The organism is Synergistales bacterium, from assembly GCA_021736445.1.
Taxonomy (GTDB): domain Bacteria; phylum Synergistota; class Synergistia; order Synergistales; family Aminiphilaceae; genus JAIPGA01.
This window is the reverse complement of the sequence record JAIPGA010000060.1, coordinates 1-15,337: the sequence shown is the minus strand read 5'-3', so window position 1 is coordinate 15,337 and position 15,337 is coordinate 1. Positions and strand designations below refer to the sequence as shown.

The 15,337-nt window shown below is 64.6% G+C and carries 11 protein-coding genes; 2 read left to right on the top strand and 9 right to left on the bottom strand.

What is annotated here, in order from left to right:
- Window positions 1-221: 221 nt before the first annotated feature.
- Together K9L28_08845 and K9L28_08840 are read right to left on the bottom strand one after the other, a co-directional pair.
- Window positions 222-1,895: an ABC transporter substrate-binding protein gene (locus tag K9L28_08845; GenBank protein MCF7936435.1), complete on the bottom strand. Its 1,674-nt coding sequence runs from the start codon at window positions 1,893-1,895 to the stop codon at window positions 222-224.
- 85 nt (window positions 1,896-1,980) lie between these two features.
- On the bottom strand, window positions 1,981-3,555 hold the full coding sequence (locus K9L28_08840; GenBank protein ID MCF7936434.1) for a hypothetical protein: 1,575 nt from the start codon (window positions 3,553-3,555) through the stop codon (window positions 1,981-1,983).
- Window positions 3,556-3,676: 121 nt separating this feature from the next.
- Here K9L28_08840 and K9L28_08835 point away from each other — a divergent pair, with 121 nt between their 5' ends.
- Window positions 3,677-3,955, top strand: coding sequence for an acylphosphatase (locus tag K9L28_08835; protein ID MCF7936433.1), 279 nt, complete (start codon window positions 3,677-3,679; stop codon window positions 3,953-3,955).
- Between the two features lie 100 nt (window positions 3,956-4,055).
- Window positions 4,056-4,343, top strand: coding sequence for a single-stranded DNA-binding protein (locus K9L28_08830; protein ID MCF7936432.1), 288 nt, complete (start codon window positions 4,056-4,058; stop codon window positions 4,341-4,343).
- A gap of 135 nt (window positions 4,344-4,478) precedes the next feature.
- Here K9L28_08830 and K9L28_08825 read toward each other — a convergent pair whose 3' ends face one another.
- From K9L28_08825 to K9L28_08795, 7 genes are all read right to left on the bottom strand, one after another.
- Entirely contained in the window at window positions 4,479-5,696 is a 1,218-nt protein-coding gene (locus K9L28_08825; GenBank protein MCF7936431.1) for a PLP-dependent aminotransferase family protein, read from the bottom strand.
- A 51-nt stretch (window positions 5,697-5,747) separates the two neighbouring features.
- Entirely contained in the window at window positions 5,748-6,560 is an 813-nt protein-coding gene (locus K9L28_08820) for an HD domain-containing protein (GenBank protein MCF7936430.1), read from the bottom strand.
- Between the two features lie 127 nt (window positions 6,561-6,687).
- Window positions 6,688-9,927, bottom strand: coding sequence for a ribonucleoside reductase class II (locus K9L28_08815; GenBank protein ID MCF7936429.1), 3,240 nt, complete (start codon window positions 9,925-9,927; stop codon window positions 6,688-6,690).
- A 220-nt stretch (window positions 9,928-10,147) separates the two neighbouring features.
- Window positions 10,148-12,217, bottom strand: a complete 2,070-nt coding sequence (locus tag K9L28_08810) for an EAL domain-containing protein (GenBank protein MCF7936428.1) — start codon at window positions 12,215-12,217, stop codon at window positions 10,148-10,150.
- Window positions 12,218-12,467: 250 nt separating this feature from the next.
- Window positions 12,468-12,959 (bottom strand): chemotaxis protein CheW, encoded by a 492-nt coding sequence (locus K9L28_08805; protein MCF7936427.1) that lies wholly within the window; start codon window positions 12,957-12,959, stop codon window positions 12,468-12,470.
- An 84-nt stretch (window positions 12,960-13,043) separates the two neighbouring features.
- The gene (locus K9L28_08800) at window positions 13,044-14,306 is read right to left on the bottom strand and encodes a methyl-accepting chemotaxis protein (GenBank protein MCF7936426.1); all 1,263 of its coding nucleotides are present in this window, start codon (window positions 14,304-14,306) and stop codon (window positions 13,044-13,046) included.
- 3 nt (window positions 14,307-14,309) lie between these two features.
- The gene (locus K9L28_08795; protein MCF7936425.1) at window positions 14,310-15,071 is read right to left on the bottom strand and encodes a cache domain-containing protein; all 762 of its coding nucleotides are present in this window, start codon (window positions 15,069-15,071) and stop codon (window positions 14,310-14,312) included.
- Window positions 15,072-15,337 lie beyond the last annotated feature (266 nt).

The following is a 15,337-nucleotide window of genomic DNA, read 5'->3' as shown; positions in this document are numbered from 1 at the left end:
TGCAGGAAGCGGTGCTCCCGTCGTCTGCTCCAGATGCCGCCCTGGACGCCCTTTCACTCCCGTGACATAGAGAAGGGGGCTGCCGCCGGAAGACCCCGGTTGCAGCCACCTTCTGTTTCGCTTGCCTGCAGGTTCGCCGCTGCTTAACGTCGTCAAAGAGCCCTATCGTGCCGGTGGCCGGCGTCGCGGATGCCGGTACAGGGTGTTGCACATCCCGCCGGTTACTGGTTCCGTCCCCAGAAGCCGTCGAAGCGACGGAGGTGGACGAACTCGCCCGGCTTGTACCCGGCGAAGACGAAGGGACCTGTGCCCACCAGAAGCGTCAGATCTTCCCTCTCGGGGTGTTCAGTCGATGCCGGCTGCCAGCTCTTCCAGTCCTCCACGTCTTCCAGGATATGGGCGGGCATGACGGGGAGTCCGCCGATGCCGTGGAGATGCCAGTAGGAGGGTGTGGAAAGCGTGACCGTCACCTCGTTGCCGTTGCTGGTGACTTCCTTTACGTCGCGCACGCTGTCCCAGTAGCGGGGGATGCGCTCTTTCTGCAGGTAGCTGATGGTGCTCTTCACGTCCTCTGCGGTGAACGGCTCGCCGTCGTGCCACTGCACCCCCTTGCGGAGGGTGAAGTGCAGGGTGGAGGTCTCTTCGGTCACGTCGATGTCCCACTCCGTGGCCAGCCAGGGCACGTCGCCCAGAGTTTCGGGGTTGATGGAAAGCAGTGATCCGTAGAGGTGGCCCAGCACCTCCCAGGAGAGGGCGCTGCCTGCCGCCAGCGGGTTCAGCGGCCGCGGTTCGCCGCCGAGCGCCCAGTGGAGCTCCTTCGTCCCGCCGGGGGTGTGCATATGGAGCAGCGACCACTGGTTGTCGGCGGTGACAACGTCGGTGACCACTGTTCCCTGCCACCTGCTCCCCACGGCGGCGATGGAGTAGCGCGAGTAGATCGGCAGCACCGGCAGCTCTTCGGCGAGGCGTTTCTGCGAACGGAAGGCCGTCCCTTCCGCGGCTTCAGGCGAGGGGGCGAACTTCAGCTTTTCCAGCAGCCTGTCGGTTGTTTCGTCGTGGTAGCCGGTGAGATTGTAGCCGCCCTCCATGTCCATGGAGGAGTGGTAGAAAGCGTAGAGGCTGTCGGGGTCGCGGGTGAGCACCCAGGCCAGCAGGTACATGTCGAACTCGTGGCGGTTGAGTCGTTCCACCATCACCGAGAAATCCAGGGGCTCCACCTTCACGGGCAGGCCGATGGCCCGCAGGTGCTTGGCGAGCCGCCGGGCAAGCTCCGCCGTGGTGGGCGCCATCCCCGACGCCGGCGAGAGGAGCTCCAGCTCCTCCAGCGGCTTGCTTCCTCCCGGCGGGATCAGCGTGCCCCCGTCGGACCAGCTCCATCCAGCTTCCTTCAGGATCTCTTTGGCGGTCTCAGGGTCGTAGGGGTAGTGTTTTGTATCGGCGGTGAAGTAGGGCGACGCCGGGGGCAGGTAGCTGTCCACCGGCACGGAGTAGCCCTGGAAGATATCCCGCACCAGTTCCATGCGGGGGATGGCGCAGGCCGCGGCCCGCCGCAGCTCCAGGCGGTCCCAGGGTTCGGCGCGGAGGTTCCAGCCCATCATGAAGAGGTGGAATCCCTCGGCGACGGAGAGGTCCACCGTCTCGGCCTGATTGAGCCGCTGGATGTCCACGGGCCTGGTGATGTCGCCGGCTATGTCCAGCTCCCCCTGCTCCATGGCCAGCACCTGGGCGTCGGGGTCGCTGTAGATGACCAGGTAGAGGTCCTCCACCTGGGGGCCGTCGTAGACCCGGGGTGCGGGACTCCAGGCCTGGGCGGCGGCGGAGAGCGCCAGGAGACAGGTGACGGTGGCGATCAGCGTGGCTGCTGTCTTGGCGTGTTGCGGTAGAGCCTTGTGCATGCTATCCCTCCTATGTGGGGCACCCCTCCCCCCATGGGAGGCGGGGGGAGGGGTGCCGGGGTCCTTCGCTGTTTTCAGATTGCCCTTACTGGGTAGTTTCGTTGCGGAACCAGACGCCGGCTTCCATGGAATCCGGCGAGGTCCGCTGGATGTAGAAGACCTCCAGCCTGGCCAGCGCCTTGTGGATGGCCTCTCTGGCCATGGCGATCTCCTTCTCCTCGGGGACCATCATCTCCAGCTGTCTGCCCAGACGGTCCACCAGCGTGTCCAGGTGGCTCAGCGAAACGGCCATGGTCCCCATGGCGGGCGTGGCGGCGAATCCCTGGATGCTGCTCACCGGCTGGGCGGCTTCTCCGAGCTTTTCCGGGTCCAGCAGGCCGAAGAAGAAGCTGTCGTCGTTTGCCGCCAGGGTGATGGTGGCGAATCCCTTGGTGGCGTAGGCCGTGGTCCACCTGTCCGAGGAGATGGGCACCATGGGCACACCCATCTGGTCGGCGTTGCGGAAGAGTGTTTCCACGAGCTTCGTGTTCACCGCACCGGCGTCGTTGTCGACCTTCAGGTACAGGCCGGGCACCGGGCCGATGGGCGATATGGCCGAGCCGCCGAAGGCAGCCATGATCGGGCCGGTGACGAGCTTGGTGATATCCTCCGGGGTGAAGCCGAACTGGGCCGCCATCTGGACCCCTTGCTCCGCCACCATGCGGTTCTCGCCCTGAAGGGTGGGCAGAACGTCCGTGGCGAGGTCGAACCTGCTGCTCAGGCCGGGAAGGGTGAGAAAGCCAAGGATGGCGTCCCCGCCGATGAAGGAGGGTTCCGGCGCACCCTCTGCGGTCATGGCCTCCTCCCGGAAGAACTGGGCCGCGTTGCTGTCGAAGTTGGCCGAGGCGCCGTACTCGTCCTTGCGGAAGGTGATTTCGGCGACGAAGGGCTCGTCAGGTAGCTGATCCTCCGACTTGAGGAGCGGGAAGTCTTCGAAGACCTCCATCACGTCGGGGTAGACGAACCGGACGAAGCTCTGGTCGGGCTCATCTGCAGCCTCTTTGTCCTTTGATTCGGAGGCAGCGCGCTCCTGCTCGTAGGCGCCCCTCCTGCCGAGGTCGCTCAGGCCGGAGAGGCTCTCGGCGGTGAGCAGGTAGACGCCCTCTTCAAGGGTGAGCAGCGCGGTGTAGATGGTGACGCCCTCGGAATCGAGGATATTCAGAGGAGTGACGTTCTCGCCGAGGTCGGCTTCGAAGGTGGCCTTGTCCACCCCTTCCCCCTGAAGGAGGCTGATAAAGTGATCGTACTGCTCCCTGAAGGTCTCGCCGTCGACCTCTGTCACACCACGGTACATCAGCAGCAGTCCGCGCTGCCCGCCGACGATCCGGGTCTCGCCGAGGCGGCTGAAAAACTGCATTACATCGTTGTATTCCTTCGGGGGCGGCGGCGTCCCTTCCGGGGTCAGCGTGGCCCTGATGGTATCGATCCCCTTGGCCCAGCCCGCCACGGAGCTGAGGTGGATTACCACGTGGGGGTCTTCTCCCGTAAAGTACGAGGGGCCCGGTGCGATATACTCCACGTCCGGTGCGGCGGCGAATGCGGCGCAGGATAGGGCGAACAGAAGTGCCACGGCTGTTACGGCGGCGGTCATGAGACGTCTCTTTACTGGTGCAGCGTTCATACCAATCTCCTCCTTCACTTGTTTTGAATGTGTGTGCGTTCCAGTGTGGAATTGACTCCACTATCCTACCACAGTAATGGTATCCTTGGGATAGAGAATGATAGGCAAGAGGAGGAATTCTATGGACAGGATACGTCGTCACCTCTTCCTGGCCGGTATGGTACAGGGAATCGGCTTCAGGCATACGGCAGTGCATAAGGCACGCGAGCTCGGGGTAGCAGGCTGGGTGCGCAACCTGGCGGACGGACGGGTGGAACTCGTTATCCAGGGCGAGCCCACCGCCGTGTATACCATGGAATCCTGGGCCGAGCGGGGGCCGCGTATGGCCGTAGTCCAGCACGTGGAAGCCCACGATGAAAAGCCTTCCGACGAACTGACCGGTTTTGATGTACGATTCTGAAAGTCTCGTCGGCGGTATTTCTTTTCCGCCGATTGGGGTATAGTACACAGTACAGAAAACGCGATTTCACCGAAAGGGGATGATTGCGATGGCTTCACCTATGAATTCCGTTCGGCTTGTGGGAGCGCTGCACTTCGTCAAGGGCGCCCAGCACCAGGAGAACCGCCTCGGCGACTACCTCCGCTTCTCCCTCAAGCAGGACAGCATGGACAACCGGGGCAATCCGCGCCACGATTTCATTATGGTCCGTGTCTATGACGAGGAGCTCAAAGAGTGGCTGGAAACCCAGAAGGAGGGCACTCCACTCCGGCTTGAGGGACAGATCAAGACCTCTGTGGGAAGCGGAGAGATGTACGTTCTGGGCGAGAACATAGAAAAGGAAGAATAGGGACGAACCTGCCTGTGCGGGTTCGTCCCCGATTTTGAAGGCGGTTCTGTCCGGCCGGTGGAGAATGTGAGGGGGACAGCTGCGCAGGAGCGCCTGGTGCGTAGCTGCCCCCCTTGTTCTTCCTTGTTCGGCCGACTAGGCGGAGGCGAAGCGTTCCAGGGCCTTGGCGATGCGGCGCATGCCTTCGTCGGTCTGGTCTTCGGAGGCCTTGGCGAAGGAGAGCCGGATCGCCGGGGCTGAGGCGTCGGGGTCGGTGTTGAAGATCACGCCGGGGACGACGGCGGCCTTCTCCTCTTTGGCCGCAAAGCGGGCGAAGGCCATGCTGTCCCTGCCGATGCGTTCCCCGGTGGCCCAGAGGAAGAAACCGCCTTCAGGCCGCGGGTAGGAGAGGCCCATAGGAACGAGGTGCCTGTCCACGGCCGCGACGAGGGCGTCCCGGCGACTGCGGTAGGTGTCCCGGAGTGCCGTCAGATGTCCGTCGAAGTCCGTTGTGGTCAGCAGCTCGTGGACGGCGCGGTGGAGGAACTCGGGCATGCCGATCTCCAGGGTCAGCCGCAGCTGCACCGCCTTGTCGGCCACCTCCCGCGGGGCGGCCATCCAGCCGCAGCGGATACCGGGGGCGAGCACCTTGGAGAGGCTGCCCAGGTAGATGACCCGGTCGTCGTTGCCGGCGAGGTGCAGGTAGGTCTCCGGCGGTGTCCCCTCGTAGCAGAGATCCCGGTAGGGGTCGTCCTCGACGATGAAGAAATCGTGCTTCCGGGCCAGTTCGAGGATGGCCTTCTTGCGCTCCACACTGGTGGAGCAGCCCATGGGGTTCTGGTAGGTGGGGATGGTGTAGAAAAAGCGCACCTTCTTCTGGTGCAGGTGCCGTTCCATGGCTTCCGGCAGCGGGCCGTGTTCGTCCATGGGGACCGGCAGCAGATCGGCGCATTCCCGCCGGAAGGTGGTCATGGCCTCCGGGTAGGAGGGATCCTCCAGCATGATGGCGTCCCCCTCTTCGAGGAAGAGCTGGGCCATCTGGTTGATGCTGCCCTGGGAGCCGTTGGTCACCAGTATCCCCTCGGGGTCTACCCTGTCCCGGGAGATGCTGTTGCGTTGCATCCTGTCGGCGATCCACTCCCGCAGGCCGATGTAGCCCTTGATGGGCGGATAGCCCAGGCTCTCCGGGTGGGCCGCCAGGGTCCGGTCCAGGCAGGTCCGGAGTTCGCAGGTGGGGTAGAGGTCCCCGGAGGGTTCGCCGGCGGTGAAGGAGAGCGCGCCGGGCTGCCGCGCCAGGTCCATCATCTCCTGGATTACCGAGGGCCGTAACTGCCGCGTCCGTCGGTTCCAGGCGTTCTTCCATGCAAAATTCATGTGGTCACTCCTCTTGTTGTGGGCTGGGGATATCCAGTCGTTGTCCTGTGTTCACGGTTGCGCCGAGGCGCGTTCCACGTGGTCCAGCGCACTGGCCACCAGGTCCGCCACCTGCGGCTGGGGCTGGAGAAAGCGCACCAGGTGGCGCAGCGAGTTGCGTTCCGAAAGTATACCAAAAGAGGGCGGATAGTTCAGGTCGTAGACCCAGGTGAGCTGGACGGTGAGGAAGTCCCGCAGACTGGAGACATTGTCGTAGGAGGCCTGGCCGGTCGCCCGGACCTCGTCGGCCACGGCGGGCGAGACGGGGCCCTCCCTGTCGATACCGGGCAGCAGCTCTCCGATGGTTCCCGCGTCGATGTGGACACCCACCACCTCGAAGACATCCAGCTTGTCGGCATCCCGGATCAGCCGGGCCAGCGGCAGATACGCTTCCGGCAGATCGTCGGGAAGGCTCTTCTTGTTGTGGTACCGCACGGCGGCGAGCAGCTCTTCCTTCTCTTCCGGACAGAGTTCGCCGAAGGGGAAGCCTTTCGTGAGCGCCCGATAGCCCTCCTCGCCGTGGTCCACGGACTTTCGGTCCAGGAAGGTCTGCCAGGTGGCGTACTGGGGGAAGCGCCCCACATCGTGGAGAAGCCCCACGGCGGTCGCCAGCTGCCGCAGGCGTGGTTCCCATTCCAGCCCCTCGGCGATACGCCTGGCGAACCCGGCCACCCGGTAGCTGTGTTTGCGCTTCAGCTCCATCATGGGGTGGAGCGTTCCCTCCGGATCGGCATAGGAGGCCACAAAGCCCTCGAACCACGCCGCCGTGCGGGGTATCCCCAGTTCCCGCCGTTCTTCCGTCTGGAGTTCCTCTTTCGGTGTCATGCGATCCCTTCTTCCCTCTGCATGCATTGTGCTGGAGCCATGCTCCGGGTCTTCGCGAGCCGGTCTTCCCCCCAGCGCACCTCTGTCCTGAGCGTCGGAGGCGTCGCGTGCCCCGCCGGTGACGAGGTCAGCACTTGGAATAGCCGCAGCTGGGGCACTTCACGCAGCCTTCCTCGCGTACCAGCAGTGCGCCGCAGGAGGGGCACATGTCCGCCGCCGGCACATGGGAGACCGAGCCGGTGGCCCGTTCCAGCCCTCTGGCGATGGCGTCGGGCAGCGAGAGGATCACGCCCTCCTCGTCCCAGACGGGCTGGCTGCCGCCGATGCCCCGCAGCTGGTCGATGATCTCCTGCATGGCCACGCCGCTCCGGAGGGAGAGGGAGATCAGCCGGCCCAGCGCCTCCGTGTGGGCCTGGGTGTCCTTGCCGCTCTTTCCCAGTGTGGCGAAGAGCTCGAAGGGCGAGCCGTCGATCTCGTTGACCGTCAGGTAGAGGTTGCCGAAGGAGGTGGGCATCTTGATGGTCTTTCCCGTGAGCAGCTGCGGTCGCTGCCGGGGGTGCCGCGCCGTTCCTTCTTCCCCTTCCCCGGGGGCGTTCCTCTTCGGGGTGTAGAGCACCTGCTCGCTCTTGCAGCTGTCGCGGTAGACGGTGATGCCCTTGCAGCGGAGCCGGAAGGAGAGCAGGTAGGCGCCCTCCACATCCTCCCGGGTGGCTGTATGGGGGAGATTGATGGTCTTGGAGACGGCGTTGTCCACATGCTCCTGGAAGGCGGCCTGCATGCGCACATGCCACTCCGGTTCGATATCGTGGGCCGTCACGAAGACCCGCTGCATCGCTTCAGGCAGCTCCGCCAGGTCGTCCACGCCCTGTTTGTCCAGCTCCTCTTTGAGGGTGCCGTTCACGTAGGTGAGCTCGTCGGTGCCGAAGGCCTTGCGGGTGTGGTGCAGGGCGAAGACCGGTTCGATGCCCGAGGAACACTCGGCGATGAGCGAGATGGTCCCGGTGGGGGCGATGGTGGTGACCGTGGCGTTGCGCCGCCGTTCCCCCCGGCAGTTCGGGTAGGGGCCGCGCTCCTCGGCAAGGCGGACGCCGGCTTCGTGGGCTTTGGTGTTGAAAAAGGCCATCAGCTCCCGGGCCAGATCGGTGGCCTCCGTGGAGTTGTAGGGGATGCGCAGCTTGAAGAGCATCTCCGCCCAGCCCATGACACCCAGACCGATCTTGCGGTTGCCCAGGGCCAGATTGCGGATCTCGTCCAGAGGATAGCGGTTGACGTCGATCACGTCGTCCAGGAAGCGCACCGAGACATCCACGGTCTCCGCCAGCCTGTCCCAGAGGATCTCCCCATTTTCCACCATCAGCGAAAGGTTGACGGAGCCCAGGTTGCAGGCCTCATAGGGCAGCAGCGGTTGTTCGCCGCAGTTGTGCACCACCAGGCCGTTGGCGTCAAAGGCGTTCGCCCCGGGCACCTGGACGTCGTAGACCTCCTCGGTGCCGTCGGGGGTGACCGATGCAACGGTGGCGGTGAAGCGCTCGCGGTTGGGCGTATGGCGGTAGGCGTTCATGGCGTCGGAAAGCCGCCGTTCCCTGACGGTGTCGCTGAAGCCGATCCGCTCCGCGAAGACAGGGATGTTGTCGCCTGCAATCTCCAGTTCGTGCTGTGCGCTGATCGTGTAGTCGGCGGAGCCTCCCCTGCCGTCGGGCAGGCTGGCCGTGCCGGCGTGGCGCCTGTCTCTGTAGATGGTGCTGATGACACCGAAGCGGGCGAGCATCCGCTGCACGGCTTCAAGCCGCGGCAGGTCACTCTGGGCGAGCCGGATGGAGATCCCCTTCTGCCGGGTGCCCTGCACCGATGCGTCGGCGTCGAAAAAACCCCGCAGGAAGCCTGCGGCAAACGCCGAAGATGTGGCCGTTTCCAGGTACGGGGTGATGGTCTTGTTCCCCGGTGTCATCCCAAGGGAGAGGGCGATCTCTTTCAGTGCCGAGAGGGAGAGGCGGTATCCGCTTCGTCCCTCCACCCTCCACCACCCGGCGAAGTCGCTCCTGTGGGGGAGTTGCCGGGCCCCTGTCGCCGCCGTTTCCATGATACCTGCCACATCGGCGGGATAGCATTCGCCGCCTGCCGCCTGCGCCTCTTCCGTCCATACCGAGAGCAGCGCCTTGTCGTTTTTCAGCGTGCCGTCGCCGGTGAGCAGACCCAGAAGATAGCCCTCGCTGTCACCGTAGAGGCCCTCCCAGCGTGGTGGGAGCCCGCGGTGGTTGTGGAGCATCACCCTGTCTCCGGGCTTCAGCTCACCTGCGCCGGCCCACTCCACCCGGATGTTGGTGCGTGTTGTTTCGGTTACCCGCTGGACCGGGTGGTCCTCCGTGGCGCGCAGGCTGTAGCCCTCCCTGGTGCGGAGACGCATCACCGGCTTGGTGCCGGTGGCGAAAAAGCCTGCCTCCGTGGTGTCGCAGGGCGTCCCGTTGACAATGAGCCTCTGCTGTGTTCCCAGGCACTCTCTGACGGTCTTCGGCCCCTGGTCGGTCAGCACGAAGGTATCCCCCGTGACGCAGGGGTTGGTGGCGTCGATGGTGCCCACATGTGGTGTGGGGTTGCCCTCCTCCAGGCGGTCCAGAAAGATGAGGCCGGGGTCGCCGGTGGCCCAGGCGGCGTGGACCAGGGTCTCGAAGAGCTCCCGGGCGTTCACGGTTTCGGCGACCACGCCGGTGCGCGGGTTGACCAGATCCCAGGGCTGGTTGTCCCGGGCGGCCTCCATGAAGGCGTCGGTGATCCCTACGGAGATGTTGAAGTTGCGCAGGCGGCCCTCCTCTGTCTTGGCCCGGATGAAGTCCAGGATGTCCGGGTGGTCGCAGTTGAGGATGCCCATGTTGGCGCCCCGGCGGGTGCCGCCCTGTTTCACCACATCCGTGGAGAGGTCGAACATGCCCATGAAGGAGACCGGCCCCGAGGCCACGCCGTTGGTGGTGCTCACCAGGTCGCCTGCCGGGCGGAGGGATGAGAAGTTGAAGCCCGTGCCGCCGCCGGATTTGTGGATCAGCGCCGTCTGTTTCAGCGTGGAGAAGATGGATTCCATGCTGTCGTCCACAGGCAGGACGAAACAGGCCGCCAGCTGGCCGTCAGGCTTGCCGGCGTTCATCAGTGTGGGGGAGTTGGGGAGGAACTCCAGCCGCTCCATAAGCTGATAGAAGCGCTCCTCCCAGTGGGCGCGCTGTTCCTCCGGTTCCGACGACGCCACGGCCGAAGCGGTGCGCCGCAGCATCTCCTCCGGTGTCTCGTCCTCCCGCAGGTAGCGTTTTTTGAGTATGGTCAGGGCGTTGTCCGAGAAAGCCATTGGGACGCCTCCTTTATCTTGTATAGGGCATTCCATGATACACCGATCCCGGAACACCTCAGGTCTCACATCCTACTCCAACGGGAAGCGGACGCAACAGGGTGTAGAGTCTCAATTTCAGGTACCGAGAGGGGGCACTATGGCGGTCGTTGGTCGGGGAATGCCTGGGATCGCCCACTGCGGGACAGGGGGGCGGCGACTATGAATGTATCCGGCGGTACCGCGGTGTGTGGCGTGTCTCTTCGGCAGACGCCTGTCAGGGGCAGAATCCCTGCCGCACCCGCTCGGGGGTGAACAGCTCTGCCGCCGGGGCGGGTTTGGCGAAGTAGTAGCCCTGGCCGTAGTGACAGCCGTAGTCCCGGAGCATCTGGAGCTGCCCCGGCGTCTCGATGCCCTCGGCGAGGGACTTCTTGCCCAGCTGGCGGCACATGCCCAGGAGGGCGCGCACCATGGTGCGGCTGTTCGCGTCCTCCTCAAGGGTGCTGATGAAGGATCGGTCGATCTTCACGATGTCGGCGGGGATTCTGTGCAGGATATTGAGCGAGGAATAGCCGGTGCCGAAATCGTCGATCAGGATGGTCACGCCGAGCTCCTTCAGCTGTGCGAGCACCTTCTTGACGCTCTCCAGGTCGTGCATGGCGATGGTCTCGGTGATCTCCACGCCGAGAGAGGAGGAGAGGGCGCCGCACTCTTCCAGGGCTGCGGTGAGGGTGGGGACGAACTGGGGGTTGTAGAGCTCCTGGACAGAGCTGTTGATGGTGACCAGCAGACGGGGGTTCTGCTGGTTCTGCCACTGCCGGATCTGCCGGCAGGCACTCTGCAGCACCCGTGCGCCTACGGTGTTGATGTGCCCCGTCTCCTCCAGAATGGGGATAAAATGATCCGGAGGGATGAAGCCGTACTTGGGGTGCTGCCAGCGCAGCAGAGCCTCCGCGCCGATCACCCGGCAGCTGTCCAGATCCACATGGGGCTGGTAGTGCAGGGCGAATTCCCGCTCCTGGAGCGCCTTGTAGAGGTCCTGTTCCAGGGAGAAGCGCGAGGTGACGGTGTCCTGGACGGTGGTGTAGCGGTGGAGGTGGACCGTATCGGGTTTCCCCTTGGCTTCCAGAAGCGCCGTGTGGGCCCGCCGCTCCAGTTCCGGGAGGGAGGCGGTGTCGTCGGGGGAGACGCTGTAGCCCACGCTGATCTGCTGATGGAGACTCTGGTCGCCTATGGTGAAGGGGCTGCGGGACACCGCTTCACAGAGACGGGTCCCCATCTCTTCGGCATCCTGGGCGCTGGCCAGATTCCGGGCCAGGAGCATGAAGTTGTCTCCGCCGATCCTGGCCAGGGTGTCGCCTTCCCGCACCGCATCCTGCAGCCGGTAGGCGATGGCCTTGATCAGCCGGTCGCCCAGGTCGTGGCCCAGAGCGCTGTTGATGGTTTTGATGTTGTCGATGTCGATCGCGAAGAGCGCATCGTGGCCGTTGCCCTGTCCCACCCGGCGGGAGAGGCGCTGGAGGGTCTGGGCGAAGGAGCGTCCGTTGGGCAGGCCTGTGAGCTGATCGTAATTGGCCATGCTCTCCAGGGCTTCCTCGCGGTGCCGCAGTTCCTCCTGCCAGGACAACCTCTGCTCGGTCACATCCGCGGCCGCGCAGACCAGGTAGGCCACGTTCCCGTTGCTGTCGAAGCCCGGTGATTTGCGTACAGAGAGCAGGCGGCGCTCGCCCTTTCCGTTGGTGACCCACTCGTCGCTCCACAGGGGGCGGCCTGTCTCCATCACCTGGCGGTTGCCGGCGACACAGACGTCCGCTTCCCTGGGGAGAAAGATATCGTAGAGGTCCCTGCCCTGGAGTTCTTCCGGTGAGCGCCCCAGAAATGCGGCGTGCTCCTTGTTGGCAAAGCCGTAGTGCCGGCTGTCGCGGAGGGAGAAGAGCTGGGCATCCGCCGTGTCCAGGAGCCGCTGCATCTCCCAGGCCTTGGCGAGCAGGTTCTGTTCCGTGCTCTTCTCGGGGGTGATGTCCCGCCATCGGGAGACGACATAGGGGGAGCGGCCCTCTTCCCTGATCAGGGCGGGGAGGATGCGTATCCACAGTTGGGTCCCGTCCTTGCGGCGGATGGGGACTTCGGCCTGCCATTCGCACTGGAGGATCTCCTGCTCGATATCCTCCGCCGTTGCCGGTCCGGATCCGTCGATCCGCCAGGGATAGGGAGGCGTGGCTCCCTGCACCTCGCGGCGGTCGAAACCCGTCAGCGCTTCCCAGGAGGGGTTGACGTAGAGCACGGTGAAGTCGGTGGCGATAACCAGCACTGGATCGGAAAGACCGGCGTATTCTTCATAGGGCATATATCTATGGTTCCTCCCTGTCTGCGTTCTCCCTGGGTTTTCGCTCCGGCCGGCGCCGGGAGGGTTCCAGCCGGCAGCCGTGGAACCCGGCCGCCGGCTGGGGAGAGTGACAGGTGACAGTATATCATTTCCGGGCCTGCCGGCCTACCGGATGGGGCGTACCAATGCGGCGACGGCAGCGGTTGGCGGAGCAGCCGAAGGCCGGACCCGCAGCGTTTCCCCTGCCGGCCCGAAGGCCTGCGCGGCGTCGTTACGGGGCCGCGGCTGTCTCCGCGGCGCTGTTTTCGCCCCCCAGCTTGGTGAGGGCGGCCTTCTCCTGCTCCGAGAAGAGGTTGTCCAGCTGCAGCAGCACCACCAGCTTCTCGTCTCCTTTGTAGATGCCCTTGATGAACTCCTCGCTGATGCTCTCCTCCTGCAGCGAGGTGTCGCTGACCTCGTCCTCGGTGACCCGCAGGATCTCGTCCACCTCGTCCACCTTGACGGCGAAGACGCGGCCGCCGAGGTTGACCACCACCAGCTTCCGCTGCTCCTCGCCGAGGGATTCGTCCTCCTGCATCCCCAGACGCTGGGCGAGGTTCACCACGGAGATCACATTGCCCCGCAGATTGATGATGCCGTCTACGCAGGGCATCGCTCCGGGGAGGCTGGTGGTCTTCTGCCAGCGGACGATCTCCCAGACATCGTTGATCCCCAGACCATAGTACTCACTTCCGATCCGAAAGACCACATACTGTTCTTCCATAGAGCCTTCCCTCCTTGCATGTGCAGCTTGTCGACGGTCCTCTCAGTGTACCAGGTCGGAGCCTTCGGGGCAGCCGCCTGAGCGTTATGCACGGCGTTGCCCTTTGTCTGAGGCGACGGGCTGGAGCCCCCGGCTCTGTTCGTCGATCGTGAACCGTTCCAGCATCCTGCCGAGCTCCTCGGCGGCCTGGGTGAGGGTCTGGGCCTCATTGGCGACGCCCTCGGCGGCCTGGGCCACCTCGTCGGAGGAGGTGTTCACACCGCCGGCCAGCTCGGAGAGCTGCTGGGTGGACTGGGCCAGGGTGTCCATGGAGCTGGCCATCTCTTCACTTGATGCGGCCTGTTCCTGGGAGACCGAGGCGATATTGTTCAGGGAATCCACCACCTGCTGGACCTGTTCCACCATCTCCTTGAGCTGGTCCTTGGTCCTGTGGGAGGCGTCGATGGTCTGTTCCATGAGTTTCCCCGCCTCGCCGGTGACGTCCCTGGAGGCCTTGGCGTTCTGCTGGAGACCCTCGATGAGTTCGGAGATCTCGCCGGCGGCCTTGCCGGATTCCTCGGCGAGCTTGCGGACCTCCTCGGCCACCACGGCGAAGCCCCGTCCCTGTTCGCCGGCCCGGGCGGCCTCGATGGCGGCGTTCAGCGCCAGCAGGTTGGTCTGGTCGGCGATGTTGGTGATGGCGCCCACGAAGTTGCTGATGGATTCCACCGATCCGGCCAGTTCCTGGATGCGCCCCTCGGCGTCCTTGGCCTTCTTCCCCGCCTCTTCGATATGTCCGATGGTCTCGTCCACACTCCGGGAGGAGGCCTGCGCCCCTTCCAGGGTTTTGTTGCCTGCCTGGGCGCCTTCGGAGGCCGACCTGGCGGCGTTCTGGGCGCCGCTGCTGACCTCTTCCACACCGGCGTTGCTCTCCTCCACGGCGGCGGAGTTGTTCTCCGCCAGACTGCTTACCTCGGAGATGGAGCTGCGGATCTCCTCCATGGAGGCGTTTTCCTCCTCCGCCAGGGAGGCCAGGTTCTCGGCGGCGCTCCCCAGGCGGCCGGCGTTGTCCTTCAGTTTGGTCACCAGCTCACGGAGGTTCCTGGTCAGTGTGTCGAAGGCCCGGGTCAGGTCGCCCACCTCGTCACCCCGCTTGAGGAAGCCCTGGGGGACATCGTTGGTCAGGTCGCCGGTGGCCAGGGTCTGTGCGTGTGTGGTGGCGAGCTTGATCGGTGTGGCGATGCTGCGGGCCACGAAGAAGGCCGCGGCCAGGCCGATCAGAATGGCGACGGCGGCGATGATCATGCTCCCGATGCGGAGCTTGCCCAGGGGGGCCATGAAGTCCTTGTTCTCCGTGGCGACGGCCACAGATCAGCCGGTCAGCTCGACCGGAGCGTAGGCCAGGATCTTTTCATCGCCCTGGAAGCGGTAGCGCTGCACGCCCTCCTCCCCATTGGCCATTTTCCGTGCGATTTCCCGCAGCGCCTGGTTGCCCTCGTCGAGAACACGTCTGTTGCCCAGCAGATCGTCCTGCGGGTGGGCGAGGGTGTACTGCTCGTTGTCGATGATCCAGCCGTAACCGAAACCGAAGAGGTGCATCTCCCTGGCCAGCTGCTGGAGCCCGGCCAGCGTCACATCGGCGCAGAGGAACCCCACTACCTCCCCGTCCCGTCGGAGCGGCGTGCCGATGCAGACGATGGCCTTGCCGGTCACCTGGTCGATGATGGTCTGGGAGACCACGCTCTCCCCGGTCCGCATGGCCTTCTTGAAGTAGGCCCGGGAGGAGATGTCGCCGGTGGCCGCCTCTTCGCCGACCCCGGCGGTGTAGGTGTACTTCCCGTCCGTACCTGAGGCCCATATGCCCAGGATGTAGTCGTGCCGCTGGGCGATCCGGGCGAGGATGGGCTCCTGCTGTTGCCACTCCATGCTTGTCACGGCGGGGACCAATGAGAGATCCTCCACCTGTGTCCGGATACCCGTCAGCCACTCCGTTACGGTCTTTGCCCCGCCTTCCGCCTTTTCCAGCGCACTCTTGGAGATGGTGTCCTGCAGGATCTCCCCGGAATTGCCGTAGAGGAAGTAGAAGCTCCCCGCCAGCAACACCACCACCAGAATGCCGACAAACAACATCATACGCGCCTGTAGTCCCTTGAACATCTTTCCCCACCCCTTCAACTGTATTGTATACAGATTAAACCACCCGCGAACCCAGAAGTCAACTAACGCGGTGAAGTTTCTGCGTGTTGTCGAGTTTATTTAGCGCATTGCAGGATGTGTGGTGGATGATCGGGCATAGGCGGCCCTTGTCTTGTCCGCACTGCCTCCGCTGGTGCGCCGAGACCCTGAAGGCAGGTGGCTCAGGGGCCGCGCCGACCCGGGCAGAGGGGATTCGGGAAGAC